Annotated in this window: 14 protein-coding genes; 4 read left to right on the top strand and 10 right to left on the bottom strand. The window is 73.5% G+C overall.

Translation table 11 applies throughout. The annotated features are described in order from the left end of the window. Nucleotides 1–45 precede the first annotated feature (45 nt). The 8 genes from ACZ6EJ_RS14310 to ACZ6EJ_RS14275 form a co-directional block, all read right to left on the bottom strand. Entirely contained in the window at nucleotides 46–1,509 is a 1,464-nt protein-coding gene (locus ACZ6EJ_RS14310; protein WP_469267210.1) for a nitrosuccinate lyase, read from the bottom strand. Next, nucleotides 1,506–3,467 (bottom strand): FAD/NAD(P)-binding protein, encoded by a 1,962-nt coding sequence (locus ACZ6EJ_RS14305; RefSeq protein WP_469267208.1) that lies wholly within the window; start codon nucleotides 3,465–3,467, stop codon nucleotides 1,506–1,508. The genes ACZ6EJ_RS14310 and ACZ6EJ_RS14305 overlap by 4 nt, the downstream gene beginning before the upstream one ends. Nucleotides 3,468–3,535: 68 nt before the next feature. Further along, complete coding sequence (locus ACZ6EJ_RS14300; RefSeq protein ID WP_469267206.1) at nucleotides 3,536–4,432, bottom strand: prephenate dehydrogenase; 897 nt, start codon at nucleotides 4,430–4,432, stop codon at nucleotides 3,536–3,538. Beyond that, nucleotides 4,432–5,349 carry a phytanoyl-CoA dioxygenase family protein gene (locus ACZ6EJ_RS14295; protein ID WP_469267204.1) on the bottom strand — a complete coding sequence of 306 codons (918 nt, stop codon included), beginning with the start codon at nucleotides 5,347–5,349 and terminating at the stop codon, nucleotides 4,432–4,434. The genes ACZ6EJ_RS14300 and ACZ6EJ_RS14295 overlap by 1 nt, the downstream gene beginning before the upstream one ends. A 50-nt stretch (nucleotides 5,350–5,399) precedes the next feature. Continuing rightward, the gene (hppD, locus tag ACZ6EJ_RS14290) at nucleotides 5,400–6,464 is read right to left on the bottom strand and encodes a 4-hydroxyphenylpyruvate dioxygenase (RefSeq protein ID WP_469267203.1); all 1,065 of its coding nucleotides are present in this window, start codon (nucleotides 6,462–6,464) and stop codon (nucleotides 5,400–5,402) included. Continuing rightward, nucleotides 6,461–7,747 (bottom strand): beta-ketoacyl-[acyl-carrier-protein] synthase family protein, encoded by a 1,287-nt coding sequence (locus ACZ6EJ_RS14285; protein WP_469267201.1) that lies wholly within the window; start codon nucleotides 7,745–7,747, stop codon nucleotides 6,461–6,463. The genes hppD and ACZ6EJ_RS14285 overlap by 4 nt, the downstream gene beginning before the upstream one ends. Next, nucleotides 7,744–9,393 (bottom strand): class I adenylate-forming enzyme family protein, encoded by a 1,650-nt coding sequence (locus ACZ6EJ_RS14280; protein ID WP_469267199.1) that lies wholly within the window; start codon nucleotides 9,391–9,393, stop codon nucleotides 7,744–7,746. Before ACZ6EJ_RS14280 ends, ACZ6EJ_RS14285 begins: the two co-directional genes overlap by 4 nt. A gap of 163 nt (nucleotides 9,394–9,556) precedes the next feature. Next, complete coding sequence (locus tag ACZ6EJ_RS14275) at nucleotides 9,557–9,820, bottom strand: acyl carrier protein (protein WP_469267197.1); 264 nt, start codon at nucleotides 9,818–9,820, stop codon at nucleotides 9,557–9,559. Nucleotides 9,821–9,838: 18 nt separating this feature from the next. Between ACZ6EJ_RS14275 and ACZ6EJ_RS14270 the strand changes: the two genes are divergently transcribed. Beyond that, nucleotides 9,839–10,507 carry a 4'-phosphopantetheinyl transferase family protein gene (locus ACZ6EJ_RS14270; protein ID WP_469267195.1) on the top strand — a complete coding sequence of 223 codons (669 nt, stop codon included), beginning with the start codon at nucleotides 9,839–9,841 and terminating at the stop codon, nucleotides 10,505–10,507. On the opposite strand, the gene ACZ6EJ_RS14265 is transcribed toward ACZ6EJ_RS14270, so the two are convergent. Both ACZ6EJ_RS14265 and ACZ6EJ_RS14260 read right to left on the bottom strand, forming a co-directional pair. Further along, complete coding sequence (locus ACZ6EJ_RS14265; RefSeq protein ID WP_469267194.1) at nucleotides 10,477–11,817, bottom strand: class I adenylate-forming enzyme family protein; 1,341 nt, start codon at nucleotides 11,815–11,817, stop codon at nucleotides 10,477–10,479. The two genes, ACZ6EJ_RS14270 and ACZ6EJ_RS14265, sit on opposite strands and share 31 nt — an antisense overlap. A 391-nt stretch (nucleotides 11,818–12,208) precedes the next feature. Then, the gene (locus tag ACZ6EJ_RS14260) at nucleotides 12,209–13,288 is read right to left on the bottom strand and encodes an alpha-hydroxy acid oxidase (RefSeq protein ID WP_469267193.1); all 1,080 of its coding nucleotides are present in this window, start codon (nucleotides 13,286–13,288) and stop codon (nucleotides 12,209–12,211) included. Nucleotides 13,289–13,438: 150 nt separating this feature from the next. Here ACZ6EJ_RS14260 and ACZ6EJ_RS14255 point away from each other — a divergent pair, with 150 nt between their 5' ends. From ACZ6EJ_RS14255 to ACZ6EJ_RS14245, 3 genes are read left to right on the top strand one after another with little or no spacing between them, the layout of a single operon-like run. Beyond that, nucleotides 13,439–14,083, top strand: coding sequence for a TetR/AcrR family transcriptional regulator (locus tag ACZ6EJ_RS14255; RefSeq protein WP_469267191.1), 645 nt, complete (start codon nucleotides 13,439–13,441; stop codon nucleotides 14,081–14,083). Between the two features lie 49 nt (nucleotides 14,084–14,132). After that, nucleotides 14,133–15,083 (top strand): alpha/beta hydrolase, encoded by a 951-nt coding sequence (locus tag ACZ6EJ_RS14250; RefSeq protein ID WP_469267190.1) that lies wholly within the window; start codon nucleotides 14,133–14,135, stop codon nucleotides 15,081–15,083. A gap of 8 nt (nucleotides 15,084–15,091) precedes the next feature. Then, nucleotides 15,092–16,423, top strand: a complete 1,332-nt coding sequence (locus ACZ6EJ_RS14245) for an aminotransferase-like domain-containing protein (RefSeq protein ID WP_469267189.1) — start codon at nucleotides 15,092–15,094, stop codon at nucleotides 16,421–16,423. Nucleotides 16,424–16,566 lie beyond the last annotated feature (143 nt).

Genomic DNA, 16,566 nt, shown 5'->3' with positions numbered 1-16,566 from the left:
GCGCTCCCTGGTCTCGGACGGGCGGCGTGGCGCCGCACGGTCTCTTCACGTTCCGGCTTCTCCGGTGCCCGCGGCGGGCCGCCCCGCGTGGTGTCGCAGCGCCCGTGCGGTCAGCTCCTCGGCGGCGCCGGTGTATCCGGCCGGGTCGAGCAGGCTCTCCAACTCCTCGGCGCCGAAGTGCCGGGCGACGGCGTCCTCGCGTGAGAGGACCTGGGCGAGCGGCAGGCCCGAGGCGGCCGCCGTGCGCGCGGCCCGGCTCAGCACGTCCTTCGCGGCGGCCTTGCCGAGCAGCGGCGCGAGCACGGCCGCCAGCCGCTCCGAGACGATCAGGCCCCCGGTCAGGTCCAGGTTGGTCCGCATCCGGCCGGGCGAGACCTCCAGCCCGGCCACCAGTTCGCGCGCGGTGTGCGCGGCCCCTCCGGCCAGCCGCAGGCACTCGCGCAGCGGCAGCCACTCGGCGTGCCAGGCACCGGCCGAGCGTTCGTCCTCGGAGAGCATCGCCTGCGCCAGCACACCGGCGTACGCGGGGACCTGGAGGGCCGCCGAGCGGATCAGCGTGGCCAGCGCGGGGTTCCGCTTCTGCGGCATCGCCGAGGAGACCCCGCGGCCGGCCGCCGCGGGCTCGGCGACCTCGGCGGTCTCGGTCCGGGCCAGCGACTGCACGTCCACCGCGATCTTCCCCAGGACGCCGGTGGCCAGGGCCAGTTCGGCGGCCAGTGCGGCGACGGGGGCGCGGTGGCTGTGCCAGGGCAGCACGGGGGCGGACAGCCCCGTCTCCGCGGCGAACCGCTCGGTCAGCCGCTGTGCGTAGCCCTCGGCCGCGGTCTCCCCCCGTGCCGCGCGGTGCAGCCGCTCGTATTCGACGTAGCCGGCCAGCGTGCCCGCCGCGCCGCCGAGTTGGACGACCAGCCCCTCGGACCGCAGTCGGCGCAGCCGGTCGGCGGCGGCGCGGACGGCCGCCAGCCAGCCGGCCGCCTTGAGCCCGAACGTCGTGGGCACCGCGTGGAGGGCGAGGGTGCGTCCGGCCATGAGGGTGCGCGCGTGCTCCGCGGCCAGCGTCCGCAGGGACGCGGCGATCGCGTCCAGGTCGGCCACGAGCAGGTCCAGGGTCCGGTCGGCGACGAGCATCAGGGCGGTGTCGAAGATGTCCTGGCTGGTCGAGCCCCGGTGCACGTGGTCGGCCGCCTCCGGGGCCTCTTGGGCCACCAGGGCGGTGAACGCCTGGACGACGGCCACCACCGGGTTGGCCGCGCCCCGGCTGAGCACCGCGATCGCGCGGAGGTCCAGCCGGTCGGCCCGGGCGAGCGCGGTGATCGCCTCCGCCGCCGCCTCCGGTACGTTGCCCAGGCTCGCCTGGGCCCGTACGAGGGCGGCTTCCGCGTCGAGCAGCGCCTGCAGCCAGGCGGCGTCGGAGGTGGCCGCCTCCGCCGGGACGCCGGCCCGCACCGGGCTGAGCAGCCCGGCGTCGATGGCACCGCGGGGGTGGGCGGGGGGCGTGGTGGCGCTCACCTCGTCAGCTCTCCCATCATCTCGTTGTCCGGGCGCGACCGTTCGGCCAGGCCGAGCACGGCGTGCGCGATGGCGTCCGCGTCCTGCAGCGTCACGGAGTTGACGCCGGGGCGGATGCCCGCCGCCGTCGCCCAGTGCACGGATTCGGTGGGCACGCCGAAGGCGAAGCGGCGCGGATGCGCACGGCCCTCGGCGTCGATCAGGTGGAACGGCGCCTGGGTGACGGCGAGCCCGCCGGTCTCGTACGCCGTGCCGTGGGGGCCGGCGACCTCGTAGGGGCGGCACCCGCCGGTCTCCAGGAGGTGGCGGAGCAGCGGGTCGGCGGTCGTGCGCAGGTCGATCTCGGGCAGGCGGGCCTCGATCAGGGCGGTGGCCTCGACCAGCGAACCGGGGACCGCCGCGGACTCGAGGGTGAAGACCCCCGCGTCCTGGTCGGTGCCGGACCGCGCGTCGGGGCCGAGCACCCGCAGGACGCCGGCCTCGATGAGGGCGATCGCCTGCTCGATCCGGCCGGCCGGCGGGCCGATGGAGAGGAACGCGTTGAGCGGGGTGTACCAGCCGTCCAGGTGCTCGCGGTGCGAGCTGCCGGTGAGTCCGCCGTGGTCGACGATCAGCCGCAGCTCGTTGCGCAGGTCGCGCAGGACGTCGAGGGCGGCCTTGAGCGGCCCGGCCACGTTGCCCGCGCGGGCGGCCCGCAGGTCCTCGCGCAGATGGTCCAGGAGCCAGTCCTGGAAGTCCCGCGGGGAGGCGAAGTCGCGGTCGGCGTACGGGCGGGCGATCCGGTCCCAGTCCCAGTGGTCGCGCCGGGCGATGCCGAAGTCCGCGAGGACGTCGCGTTCCCGGCGGCTGCCGGGCGGCGCGGCGAGGTAGCGGGCCCGCAGCCGCTCCGCGTCGCCGGCGCGGCCGTCGGCGGTGAGGAGGGTGGCGTAGTAGACGGTCTCGACCTCCTTGGAGACCAGCGGCCAGACGGCCGCCTGGAAGTCGATGCCTCCGTGCCGCAGGGACCGCTCCCGCAGGGCGCGGATGACCTCGGCGTCCAGCACGGCGGGCCGGTGGCGGCCGTGGGGGCCCTTCTGGTTCTCGCCGCGCGAGTGGAAGGGCAGCCCTCTGCGGGAGCCGGCGACCAGCCGGGGTTCGCGGCCCGAGGGCAGGTAGTGCAGCCCGTCGGCGCGGCGCACGAAGCGGCCGCCGCGGCCGAGCGTCAGCAGGGCCATGTAGTCGAAGAAGTTGAGGCCGAGTCCGAGCAGCGCGACGGTCCGCCCCGGCTCGATCGGTGCGAGGTCGACGTCCGCCGGGTTGGCGGGCGCCACGTAGGAGAGGCCGTGGGCGCGGGCGAAGTCGGCGAGTCCGCTCTGCCGGTGCGACCGGCGTACGGGCAGGTGCCCCTGGGCCAGGACGACGGCGTCGAGTCCGTCGAGGAGGACGCCGTCGTCCAGCAGCACGCTCTGCGCGCCGCCCCCCTCCGGCTCCTCCTCGATCGCGACCGCCCTGGCCCGGTGGACGACCGCGGTCAGCCGGGCGGGAGCGGTCCTGACGACCCGCTGGAAGACCCACTCCAGGTAGTGGCCGTAGAAGGCGCGGGTCGGGTAGGAGTCGGGGCCGAGCGTCCGCGCCTCCTCCAGCACCCGCGGGTCGGGCTGCCGGTCGTCCATGGGGCCGACCAGGGTCAGGAAGCGCGCCCATTCGTAGAGGCTGGGGCCGGGGGCGAGTACGCCGTCGATCTCGACGCTCTCGTCCGTGAACATCGTGACCTGGCTGGCCACGGTGTTCATCAGCAGGTGCTCGGGCTGGTCGGTGCGCCAGACCTGCCCGGCCCCCGCCGGGTACGGGTCGACCACGTGCACGGTGATCGGCGTCCCGTCCTGCGCCGACGCGGCGTTCGCGCACAGCCGTTCCAGGACCGAGAGGCCGCGGGGCCCGGCACCGATGAGGCAGACGTCGAGCCGTCGGCTGGTCATAGTCAGTTGCTCCACTGAATCGGAAGTCGATGTAGGTGCGCGCCCGCGGGCGGCGGGGCGGCCGTGCCTCAGGGACCGGCGGTCGCGCCGCTCAGCCGCAGCCCGCCGGGGGCGCCGACCGGGATGCGGCCGCGGCCCTGAACGCCGCGGACCAGGGCCGCGGTGAGGTGCGCCCGACTGGCGCGGTACCGCTCCGGTGCGTCCGCGCCCAGGTCCAGCAGGGCGTCGACGAGCACGCGGAGGTCCTGCGCGACCTCGGCGAGCACCTCGGCGACGGCGCTCGCGTTGGAGCCGATGATGTCGGTCCACAGCTCGGCGTCCCCGGCGGCGATCCGGGTGGTGTCGCGCAGCCCCTGCCCGGCGAGTTCGAGTTCGCTCTCCTCGCCGTGCAGGAGGCGGGCGGCCAGCAGGCTCGCCACCACGTGCGGGGTGTGGGAGATCAGGGCCACCGCCCGGTCGTGCTCCTCGTGGCCCATCACGACCGGGCGGGCGCCGCAGAGCCCGGCGAGTTCCACCGCCCGGTCGTGGGCCCGCCGGCCGGTGGCGGCGGCGGGTGTGAGCACCCAGGGCCTCCCCCGGAAGAGGTCGCCGCGGGCGGCGAGAGGGCCGGACTGCTCCCGGCCCGCCATGGGGTGCCCGCCCACGTAGCGGCTGAGGTCGCAGCCGAGCGCGGCCGCCTCCGCCTGGGGGCCGGCCTTGACGCTCGCCGCGTCGGTGAAGTCGTGGGCCAGCCCGAGCCGCTGGTGCTCGTGCAGGGCTGAGGCCACGTGCTGCGGGGGCACCGCGAGGATCGCCAGGTCCACGGGCGCGGCCGGCACGGCCGCCACGCCGGCGCCCATGCCGGCCGCGGTGCGGGCCGCCTCCGGGTCCCGGTCGATCAGGTAGGTGGTCACGCCCCGGCCCCGCAGGGCCAGGGCGATCGAGGTACCGATCAGGCCGGTCCCCACCACTGCGGCACTGCGCATCAGCGGCTGCTCCACAGCACCGGCAGGTACTCGGGGTCGCTGTAGTCCGGGGCGCCCTCGGCGGTCCTGCGCACCAGCACGTCGTGGTTGTAGGCGACCTTCGTGCCGTCCGAGCGGAAGAACTCGCGGTAGCGGTTCTCGCCGTCCTGGAGGTGGAGGGAGATCGCGCGGCGGGGCCGGTCGCTCACGTTCGGGCCGCTGCCGTGGTAGGTGCGGCAGTGGTGGAAGTTGACGTGGCCCTTCGGGATGCGGACGGGTATCTTGCGCACCTCGACGCCGTTGTAGCGGGCGTTCTCCTCCAGCATGACCTCCAGCTCGTCGCGGTCCCGCTCGGCGAAGTGGAGGGTGGTGGCGTCGTTGTCCGCGGTCTCCTTCCAGGCGTGGCTGCCGTCCACCATGGTGATCGTGCCCATCTGCTCGTCGCAGTCGTGGAAGGGGATGAACGCGGTGAGCATCCGCTCGGAGGTGGACGTGGACCAGTAGTGGCGGTCGAAGTGCCAGGGCACGATGTTCGACGTCTCTTCCGCGACCGGCGGCTTGTAGATCAGCGTGGACTGGAAGATGCGGATCTCCGCGGCCTCGGCGAGCCGCGCGGCCACCGCGCCGAGCAGCGGCTTGCGCAGGATGCGGCCGATCGTGTCGTCCTCGTAGTGGATGTAGTCGTTGTGGCGCTGCACGTCGCCCTGGTCCGGCGTCCAGTAGGCGAGCTTGGCCGGGCGCGCCGGCAGCGTGCGGTCGCGGTGGCCGGCGTAGAAGCGCTCGCTGGCCGATTCGAGGAGGTCCACCTCCTCGTCGGTGAACAGCTTCTGCGAGAGGTACCAGCCGTGCTCGGCGTAGAAGAGGACGTCATCGTCGGTGGGGAGGAGCGCCTTCTCCTCCTCGGTCAGGGTGAAGGGCGCGGTTTCCTGTGCAGTCACGGTCTTCCTTCGGTGCGAGGGTGGTTGCGCGTACGGAGGCCGGGCGGAGGTCAGGCGGTCGCCTTCTCGCGGGCCACGGCCTCGTAGAGGGCCTTGATGTTGCCGCTGCCGAACGTGCGGGCGCCGTGCCGGTCGATGACCTCCCAGAAGAAGGTCTTCCGGACGTGGAGGGACTGGGTGAAGATCTGGAAGACCTGGCCCCAGTGGTCCTGGTCGACCAGGACGTTGGTGCGCCGGAGGTCCTCGATCGTGAGGTCGGGGCGGCCCATGCGGGCCTCCAGCTCCTCGTAGTACGTGTCGGGCGTCTCCAGGAACCGCACCCCGCGGGCCTCCAGCGCCGGCACGGTGGTGACGATGTCGTCGGTGAGCAGGGCCAGGTGCTGGACGCCGGCGCCGTTGTGGTTGGCGAGGAAGGTGTCGATCTGGCCGGGCTTGCGGTCGGTCACCGGCTCGATGAGGGTGAAGGTGACCTGCCCCGAGGGGCTCTGGACCACCTTGGAGTCCATGGCCTGCTCACCGACCTCGATGAACTCCTCGAAGATCTGCCGGAAGCCGAAGACCTTCTCGTAGAAGGCGACGGTGGGGCCCAACTGGCCGGCGGGCAGGCAGATCGCCGCGTGGTCCACGGTGCTCAGCAGTCCGTCGGTCCCGTCGGGGTCCTCGGCGAAGATGTCCATGACGCCGGGCAGGAACTGCTCGCGGTCGCCGGTGCGCTGCACGAAGCGGTGGGCGACGTCGCCGAAGCCGAGCACGGAGGCGGTGACCACCTCGGCGCCGTCCTTGCTGTACGTCCGCGGCTCGTCGACCGCGGTGGCGCCCCGCTCGACGGCGAGGGCGAACGCCTTGGCGGCGTCGGTGACCTCGAACGCGATGTTGGCGACCCCGTCGCCGTGCTGGGCCACGTACGCGGCGGCCGGGTGGCCCGCGGTCAGCGCGGAGGTCAGGACGACCTCGATCCCGCCCTGGCGCAGCAGCAGGGAGCGGTGGTCGGCCTGGCCCGTCTCGGGGCCCGCCTGGCCGCAGACGCGGAATCCGAACGCGGCGCAGAGGAAGAACGCCGACTGCTGTGCGTCCCCCACGTAGAACTCGACATGGTCGACGGCTCCGATGTTCACGGCTGTTGTCCTATTCTCTGGCGCTTCTCACGCGTGCTCGCGGCACCGAGCAGCAGGCTGACGTTGTGGCCGCCGAAGGCGAACGAGTTGGAGATCGCGGCGTCGATCCGCTGGTGCCGGGCCTCGCCCCGGACGTGGTCCAGGTCGCAGGCCGGGTCGACCTCGTCGAGGTTGTGGGTGGGTGGGAGCCGGCTCTGCGCGATGGCGAGGGCGCAGATGGCCGCCTCGACCGCGCCGGACCCTCCCAGCAGGTGGCCGGTCATCGACTTCGTGCTGCTGACGGCCGGCGCGTGGTCGCCGAAGACGGCGTGCACGGCCTTGGTCTCGGCGACGTCGCCCAGCTTGGTCGCGGTGCCGTGGGCGTTGACGTAGCCGACGTCCCGCGGGACGAGCCCGCCGGTGGCGAGCGCCCCGCGCATACTCTGCGCGGCGCCCTCGCCGTCCGGGCGCGGGGCCGTGGGCCGGTGGGCGTCGGTGGTGACGCCCCAGCCCAGGAGGTCGGCGTAGCCCGCTGCTCCCCGCGCGTCGGCGTGCGCGGCGCGTTCGACGACGAGGACGCCCGCGCCCTCGGCGAGGACGAAGCCGTTGCGCCGGCGGTCGAAGGGGCGGCTGGCCGCCTCCGGGTCGTCCCAGCCCTGGGCGAGCGCCCTGGCGTGGGCGAAGGCCAGCGCGGAGGTGGGGTTGAGGGGGGCCTCGGCCCCGCCGCAGACCACCACGTCGGCCTCGCCGTACCGGATCAGCCGGGCGGCCTCCGCCACGGCGTGGGCGCCGGCGGCGCACGCGGTGGCGATCGCCGAACTCCAGCCGCGGATGCCGTACTTGATGGCGATGCGGGCGGCCGCCATGTTCGGCAACATGCCGGGGAGGAGGTAGGGGCTGACGGCGGTGGGGCCGCGCCGGCTGCGGGCCTCGGCCTGCGCCTCGTACGTCGTCAGTCCGCCCGCGCCGCTGGAGACGACGACGGCGACCCGGTGCGGGTCGGCGTTCTGCCCGACGACGATGCCGGCGTCGAGCAGCGCGTCGTCCGCGGCGGCCAGGGCCATCAGGGCGTAGCGGTCGACGAGGCGGCCCTCGCTGGGCGGCAGCACCTCGCGGGCCTCGATGTCCGGGGCGATGCCCGCCACGTCCACGCTGCCGTGGAGGAGGTGCCCGACGGGGGGCCGGCGCAGGCCGGACTTGCCGTGGCAGAGGGCGTCGAAGGTGTCGGCCGCGCCGCGGCCGAGGGGGGTGAAGACGCCGAGTCCGGTGACGACGGCTCTGTTGTCCGCGGTGGGGCCGGTCATGCCGCCACCTGCCCGGCGGTGGCCGGGGCGGCGAACAGCTCGCCGTTCAGGAAGCGCTGGCGCAGCAGGATCTTGCGGACCTTGCCGGTGGCGCCCAGCGGGATGAGGTCCGGGCTGACGGCGACGACGCGCTCGACGGTGCTCGCGACGTGCGGGTCGAGGGCGGCCAGGACCTCTTCGGTCCGGTCGGCGTCCTGGTCGGCCTGCGGGTCGAGGAAGAGCAGGACGGAGGTGGCGACGCGGTCCTCGGTCCGCACGGCGACGACGGTGCATTCGAGCACGTCGGGGCAGTGGGCGAGGACCTTCTCCTCGCAGAGCATGGTGTAGAGCTTTCTGCCCTCGCCGAGGTCCACGGCGTCCACGGCGCGGTCGACGTGGTAGTAGTACCCCTCCTCGTCGCGGTAGACGAGGTCGCCGGTGAGGAAGTAGCCGTCCCGGCGGGTGCGGTAGGTGGTGACGGAGTCGTTCCAGTAGCCGAGCGAGAGGGTGGGGGCGTCGATGGCGAGCTGGCCCACCTCCCCCACGCCGAGCTTCTCCCCGTCGTCGTCGACGACGGCCACGTTCGAGAAGGCGTGCGGCTTGCCGATGCACCGGCCGTAGCGGACGGTCTCGGGGGCGTGGGTGATGAAGAACTGCGAGTGCCCCATCTCCGAGGAGCCGAGGCCGTCCACGAAGAACGAACCGGGGCGGCGGGCGCGGCCCTGGGAGGTGACGGTCTGGCGCGAGCCCGCGGCGATGAGCTTGCGGATGTGCGCCTCGTGCGCGCAGTCGCCGGTGTTCCACCAGGTGCTCACGGAGTCGAGGTCGCGCCGGGAGAGGTCCTCGCCGGCCAGTTCGGACCACGTGGCGGCGAAGCCGAGGACGCTGTGCGGCTGCCAGGACTCGATCGCGTCCAGCACCGGGCCGCCGGTCTGCTGGGAGAGGACGGCCAGTTGCGCGCGGTGGGTCAGCGCCAGGTTGACGGCGATGACGGTGGCCGCGTGGGCGGACGGGAGGGCGCCCAGCATCCGGTCGACGCCCTGCGCCTTGGGCAGCGTCAGGCGGTGGCGGATCGCCGCGAAGAGGCTGTGGTGCGAGTGGATGACGGCCTTGGGCAGGCCGGTGGTGCCGGAGGAGTGGGTGATGACGGCGGGCTCTTTGCCGTGGTGCCGGTAGGGCTTGGGCGCGTCGGCCGGGTCGCCCTTGCCGAGGTCGGCGGGGTCGGCGAGGACCGGGGTCGCGCTGCCGGCGGCGTCCAGGGCGTCGCGGTGCGGGCCGTCGGCGATGACGCCGACCGCGCCGAGCCGCTTGATGTACTCGGCGGCCTGGTCGGCGGAGAGCCGGCCGTTGACGAGGGCCGGGATCGCGCCGAGGCGGACCAGGGCCAGATAGCTGAGCACCTGGTCGGCGCCGGCCGTCACGAAGACGGCGACGGGGTCCCTCGGCGCGACTCCGAGGTCGTGCAGGGCCGCCGCCCGGGCCGCCACCCGCTCCCCCAGCGCGGCCAGCGTCAGGGGCTGCCAGGCCGGGTGGCCGTCGACCTCGGTGTCGAAGGTCAGCGTGGGCCTGTCCGGGTCGGAGCCGCGGGCGAGCAGCTCCGTCAGCACGTTGCCGACGCCCAGTCGCTGGTCCGCCGCGAGTTCGGCGCGCTCGTTCTTGGGATTCATTCCCCGATGTCCCTACTTCCTGGTTCGAACTCTCTGCGTACGGCGGGTGGTACGGCCGCCCGGCCCGCCCCGCGTCAGCGGCGCCGGGCCGCCCTTCCCCGCCCGTGCCCGAGGGCGCGCGGCCGGGAAGGGCGTGCCCGACGGGCCGGCGCCGGCCCTGGCGTCACTTGGCCGCGGCGGAGGCGGAGGCGCGTTCGACGATCTCCTTGACGAGGCCCGCGACGGTGAAGAGCGCGACGGTCTCCATCTCGTCCTCCTCGAACTTGACGCCGTAGGTGTCCTCCACCTGGATGGCGATCTCGGCGACGGAGAGGGACTCCAGGTCCAGACCGGCCGGGCCGAGCGGGGTGTCGCCGGTGACGTCGGTCACGTCGTAGTTCATGTTCTTCAGCGCCTCGATGATGAACTTCTCGACTTCGGTGGTCATTTGATTGACTCCTCTTTCATGGACATGCAGCCGGGAGTTGCCCCGGACACGGTGACGGTGCGGTGGTGCACCACGGAGGGGGACGAGCGGCGGAAGGCGCACACCTTGCTGGTGCGTACCGCGGCCGACATGCTCGGCGTCCCGGTCTCCGAGCTCTGGTTGGCGCATGAGGAAGGCGGCCGCCCGCTGCTGCGCGGAGCCGGGGAGGCTCTGCGGGTCAGCGTCACGCACGGGCGCGGAGCGCTGGCGGTCGCGCTGACCGGCGGGGCCTTCGTGGGGGTGGACGTGGAGGTCGTGCGTCGGCTGCGGGCCGAGGCGATGGCCAGGGCGTGGCTCGATCCGGTCGAGGCGGCCTGGGTGGCGGGGCTGGCCGAGGAGGACCGGTCGGCCGCGTTCCTGTGGTTGTGGACGCAGAAGGAGTCGGTCGGCAAGGCGCTCGGCCGGGGGCTGCGCCGGGGCGGTATGAGCCGGCGGGTCCCGCTGCCGGAGGCGTGGCCCCCCGGCGGCGGTCTCCCGCCGGTCCTACGGCCTCTGCCGGGCGAGAGGGAGGTGGCGTCCGCGGCCGTCCTCGTCGACGGCGGGCGCCGCGTCATCGGTGTGGCCCAGTGGGCGGGGCCGGGGGGCTGCGGGCCCTCCCCCGCGGCGCGGGTGGAGGTTCACCGGGTCTCCCCGGCGGAGTGCGCCTGAGCCGGTCGGGCGGCGGCCGCGGACCGCACGGCGGCGCGGAGGATCTCCGCGTTGCGCACCGGCTTGCCGGTGGCGGTGCGCGGCAGCTCCACCAGCAGGTTGAGGGTGCGCGGCCGCTTGTACGCCGCCAGACGGGCCGCGAGGGCGCCGGCGAGGCCGTCGAAGGCGGCCGGTTCGTCGACCGTCACGAAGCCCTCGATCCCGGTGCCCTGGACGACGACGGCCTCGCGGACGCCGGGCAGGGCGGAGAGGGACGCCTCGACCTCGGAGAGGTCCACCTTGAGCCCGCCGACGGAGACCTGGGAGTCGAGCCGGCCGCGGACGGTGAGCAGGCCGGCGGCCTCGTCGTAGTCGCCCGCGTCCTTCGTGTGCAGCCAGCCGTCGACGTAGCGGGTCGGGTCCGTCAGCCCCACGTAGGGGTTCTCGGGGAGGCCGAGCAGGATCTCCCCGTTCTCGACCCGGACGCGCATCCCCGGCGCCGGGGTCAGCCGGGGGCGGTCGGCGCCGGTGATGTCGGTGGCGATGACGCCGGCCTCGGTCATGCCGTACATGACGCCGAGCTCGGCCCCGTAGCCCTGGGTGAACCGCTCCCAGACCTCCGTCCGGACCAGTTCGCCGCCGGTGATCATCCGTCGCAGTTGGGGCAGCCGGGGCGGTGTCCGGGCGGCGGCGAGGACCGCCGCCTGGGAGGGGACCCCGAGGATGGTGGTCGGCTCGTCCCCCGCCGCGACGGCCTTGAGGATGCCGTCGACGGTCTGCCGGGCGGGCAGGACGACCTGCGATCCGGCGGCGAGTCCGTGGAGCAGCCCTCCGACCAGGCCGAGCACATGGACGATCGAGGCGAGGACGACGGTGCGTTCGCCCCGGCCGGGGAAGCCGTCCAGCCGCCCGTACCGCTCCAGCTCGGTACGCAGGCTCTCGGCGGTGCGGCCGATGACCTTGGAGGGGCCGGTGGAGCCGGAGCTCAACTGGAGCAGCACATGGTCCGTGGCGGCCGGCCGGCCGCCGTGCAGCGGGGTGACGCGGGTGTCGACCTCGAAGAAGCCGCGCAGTGTGCCGCTGACGTCGGCGACCGGTTCGAGGACCAGTTGCGGCGCCAGCCGCGCGATCGCCTTGCCGACCTCATGGGTCGTCAGCCGGTAGTCGAGCAGTGCCACCTGGGCTCCACTGCGCCATCCGGCGAGCATGGCGACGATGCAGCTCAGCGAGGGCGGCAGCCGGACGGCGACCGTGCCGCGGGCGACCAGGCCGGCCGCCGCGAGGCGCCGCTGCTGCTCGACGACGAGCCGGCGCAGTTCCGCCCGGCTCACCGGCCCGTCGAGGTGCAGGACGATGTCGCGTCCGTCCCCCCTCAGTAATACGTCGTCGACCCAGGCGCCCTCGGCGCAAACGGGCCCGTCAGGCGCCGTTTCCCCCACCGGAATCCCCACCCATCCAAGTTCTCGAAAAGATCCGACGTGCCGCCGGACAACCCTGTCCCCGACGTATCGGCCATTCATTGCCGCGCTCGTATTTCCGCGCCGGCAGATCCATCGTCACGCACTACCCTCCGGTAATCAAGCGAAAACCTGTGCCACTTCATACTTACGAGTAGCACCCGGATCAGAAATACCGGATTCCGCTTGCGGGCCAGGCGAAATCGCCGCCCATCGACAGAGGGACGGCGATTGCGAATCGGCCCGGATCACATGGGGGTCGAATTCACGAATGAACAATTCCTGAACTCTGGAAATTCTCGACGCGCGGGGCGCCCATGAGCGCCATCACCTCGGCGAACTCGTCCAGCACGGTCCGCAGGACGGCCGACACCCCGTCGGCGCCGGAGTGCGCCAGCCCCCAGAGCGCGGGCCTTCCGACGAATACCGCGTCCGCGCCCAGACACAGCGCCTTCGCGATATCCGCGCCGTAGCGGACGGACCCGTCCAGGACCAGGCGGCACCGGCCCGCCACCGCCTCCGCGATCTCCGGGAGGGCGTCGGCGGCGGGTCTCGCGCCGTCGAGCTGCCGGCCGCCGTGATTGGAGACGACGAGCCCGTCGACCCCGTATTCGACGGCGAGCGCGGCGTCCTCGCCGCTCAACACGCCCTTCAATACGAGCGGCAGCGACGTGCGCTCCCGGAGCCACGCGAGATCGGCCCAGGTAATGGAGGGGTCGAACTGCTCCCTGGAATGCCGCGCAATAGCCGACTCCCCCGCCTTTCCCTCGTGCGAGGCGGACATCACGGAAGCGTCGAGGTTGACCGCCCGGATTCCCTCCGGGAGGGCGAAACCGTTCCGTGCGTCACGCGGCCGGTACGCCACGCGGGGCGCGTCGACCGTCAGGACCAGCGCCCGGTAGCCGGCGTGCTCCGCCCGGCGGATCAGCTCCAGCATCGGCTCCCGGCGCCTGAGCCAGTAGAGCTGCAGCCAGAGGGGTCCGGTCGCGGCCGCGGCGATGTCCTCCAGCGTCCGGCTGGCGAACATGCTCACGGTCAGGAGCAGGCCCGCCGCGCCCGCCGCGCGCGCCGTCGCCACCTCGCCCTCGGGGTGGGCGAGCCGGTGGTAGGCCATGGGCGCGATGCCCACCGGCGCCGCCAGCCGCGCCCCGAGGAGCGAGACGGCGGGTTCGCACACCGAGACGTCGACGAGGCACCGCGGGCGCAGCCGCACCCGGTCGAGCGCCTCGCGGCCCGCCGACAGCATCGACTCGGTCCCGCTCCCGCCCGCCAGGAAGTCCCACACCGGGCGGGGCAACCGCTCCCGCGCCGCAGCCTCGTACTCGTCAAGCGTCAACGCCGCCATCCCGCTTCCCCCGCCGATCGTCGAACCCGCGCGCCAAGCTAACCGCACGACCGTACGCTTACCGTACTCTCGCACAATGACAGCACGGTCGTCCACTTAGTACAGTGACCGCGCCCCGCCACGGGCGCCTGGGAAGACGGAGGAGGTCGCGTGAGTGCGACGCGCACCGACGGACGGATCGAACGCGGCGATCGGACAAGGCGGTTGATCCTGCGGCACGCTGTCGACGTCGCCTCGGTGGAAGGCCTCGAGGGACTGTCCCTGGGCCGACTGGCGAGCGATCTGAACATCAGCAAGAGCGGGGTGTTCGCCCTGTTCGGCTCCAAGGCGGCGTTGCAGCTCGCCACCGTGCGCACCGCCATCGAGGTCTACATCCAGCATGTGGTGCAGCCGGCCCGAGGGCTGCCGGCGGGGCTCGGACGGGTCTGGCTGCTGTGCAGCAACTGGCTCGTCCACTCCGAGCGGCGCGACTTCCCCGGCGGCTGCTTCTTCTACTCGGTCTCGGCCGCGTACGACACCCATGACGGCAAGGTCCACGATACGGTCACCGGAGCGCACGGCAGTTGGTTCGCCCTCCTGGAGCGGACGATCGACGACGCCCGGCGGGCGGGCGAGGTGCGGGACGAGACCGACATCCCCCAGCTCGCCTTCGAGATCGTCGCCCTCCTGGAGATGGCCAACGCCGAGTCCGTTCTGCACGGCGACCACACCTGCTACGGCCGGGCGGCCGGCGGCATTCTGAACCGCCTCAGAGGCGTCGCGACCGACCCCTCGCTGCTGCCCGACACCCCCTGATCCCTTTCGTCGCGGTCCGGTCGACCGCGCACCACGGCCCGGAGACACCATGCCCTTCGATCCACAGTTCCAGGCGCTGTACGACCGGCGCGCGGCCCAAGACGTCCGGCCGCTCTACACCATGACGCTCGAGGAGGCGCGGGCCGCCGACCTCGCCGCCATCCAGGCCGGCGCGGGGACCCCCGAGCCGGTGCGACAGGTCGTCGACGTGTCGATACCCGGCCCCGGCGGGCCGCTCCCGGTCCGCGTCTACCGCCCGGCCGGCGAGGGCCCGCTGCCCGTGCTCGTCTACTTCTTCGGCGGCGGCTGGACGCTGGGCTCGATCGAGACCGGCGACGCGGTCTGCCGGAGCCTGGCCAACGCCGCCGGCTGCCTCACCGTCGCGGTCGGCTACCGGCTCGCTCCCGAGCACAAGTTCCCGGCCGCCCCGAACGACTGTTTCGCGGGCCTGCGCTGGGTCGTCGAGAACGCCGGACGGTTCGGCGGCGACGGCACGCGGGTGGCCGTCGGCGGCGACAGCGCCGGCGGCAACCTCGCCGCCGCCGTGACGCTGATGGCGAAGGAGGCGGGCGGCCCCCGTCTAACGGCCCAACTGCTCGTCTACCCCAACACCGACCAGCTCGCCGACACCCCCTCCCACCGGGAGAGCGACGATCCGCTGCTCTTCAACGCCAAGTCGGTGCAGTGGTACTGGGACAACTACCTCACCTCCCCCGAGGACGGTGCCCACCCCCTCGTCTCCCCCCTGCGGGCGCCCGACCACACCGGGCTGCCGCCCGCCCTGGTGATCACCGCCGAGTACGACCCGCTGCGCGACGAGGGCGAGCAGTACGCCGAACGGCTGCGCGCGAGCGGGGTCCCGGTCGAGTCCACCCGCTACACGGGCATCGCCCACGGTTTCTTCACCATGGTGGGGACCCTGGACGCGGGCCGCCGGGCCATCGAACAGGCCGCGGAGTACCTGCGCGCGTCCTTCACCGCCGCGACGACGAGAGGCTGACCCCATCCATGCGTGACACCACCACCGCGACGGCGCGCCCGCTCGACCTCGCGGACCTGCACGCCTCCCTCACCGACCCGGTGCTGGACGCGATGAACTTCCTCAACGAGGTCGTCTCCCGCTTCCCCGACGCCCTGTCGTTCGCCCCCGGCAGGCCGGCGGAGGGCTCCTTCGCCACCGACGACCTGGCGCGCCACCTGCGCACCTACACCGACCATCTGGAGCACGAACGCGGCTGGTCCCCGGAGCGGGTGCGCACCCAGCTCTTCCAGTACGGGCGCACCAACGGCATCATCCACGACCTGATCGCCCGCACGCTCGCCAACGACGAGGGCATCCACGTCCCCGCGGAGTCGGTGGTGGTGACGACCGGCTGCCAGGAGGCGATGCTGCTGACGCTGCGGGCCCTGTTCGCCCGGCCCGAGGACACGCTGCTCGTCAGCTCGCCCTGCTACATCGGGGTCACCGGCGCGGCCCGGCTGCTGGACATCGCGGTGCACCCCGTCCCGGAGGGCCCCGCCGGCCCCGATCCGGAGGCGGTGCTGGAAGCCGTACGACGTACGCGGGCGGCCGGGGGGCGGCCCCGCGCGCTGTACGTCGTACCGGACTTCGCCAACCCCTCCGGCGCCAGCATGACCCTGGCCGCCCGCGAACGGCTGCTGGAGATCGCGGCCCAGGAGGACCTGCTGATCCTGGAGGACGACCCCTACGGCTTCTTCGTACGGGTGGGCAGCGCCCGGCCCACGCTCAAGGCGCTGGACCGCGAGCGGCGGGTGCTGCACCTGGGCTCGTTCGCCAAGACGGCGCTGCCGGGCGCCCGCGTCGGTTACGTGGTCGCCGACCAGGAGGTCGTCGGGGCGGCGGGCGAGCGGTCCCTGCTGGCCGACCAGTTGTCCAAGATCAAGAGCATGACGACGGTCAACACCTCGGCCATCGGCCAGGCCGTCATCGGCGGCATCCTCATCGAGTCGGGCTGCCGGATGCGGGAGGCCAACGCCGGGGCCATCGCCCACTACCGCACCACCATGGACGCCCTGCTGGACGCGTTGGACCGGCACTTCCCCGCCGACCGGCGGCGCGCGCTCGGCGTCGACTGGAACCGGCCGGACGGCGGCTTCTTCCTCGTGGTCACCGTCCCCTTCCCCGCGGACGCCAAGGCGCTGGAGGACTCGGCACGGAACTTCGGCGTGCTGTGGACCCCGATGGGCGACTTCTACCTGGACGGCGGCGGCGAGAACCAACTGCGCCTGTCGTGCAGCTCCCTGACGCCCGAGCAGATCGTCGAGGGCGTGAGCAGGCTGGCCGCGTTCGTCGAGGAGCGGGCGGCGGCGGGCCGGTAGCCGGGGCGGAGGCGCCCGGCCCCCTCGGCCGGGCGCCTCTTTCCGCGCCGCACCCAAAACTGAACGTACGGTCGTGCTATTGTTTCTCCGTTCGCGCACTCCGCCCTGGGGACGTCTGCGCGGGCCCACCCGCCGAAAGGTTC

This window comes from Streptomyces sp. NPDC041970 (assembly GCF_055588985.1).
Note: the sequence above shows the minus strand (reverse complement) of the source record. Positions and strands in the feature narration are given on the sequence as shown.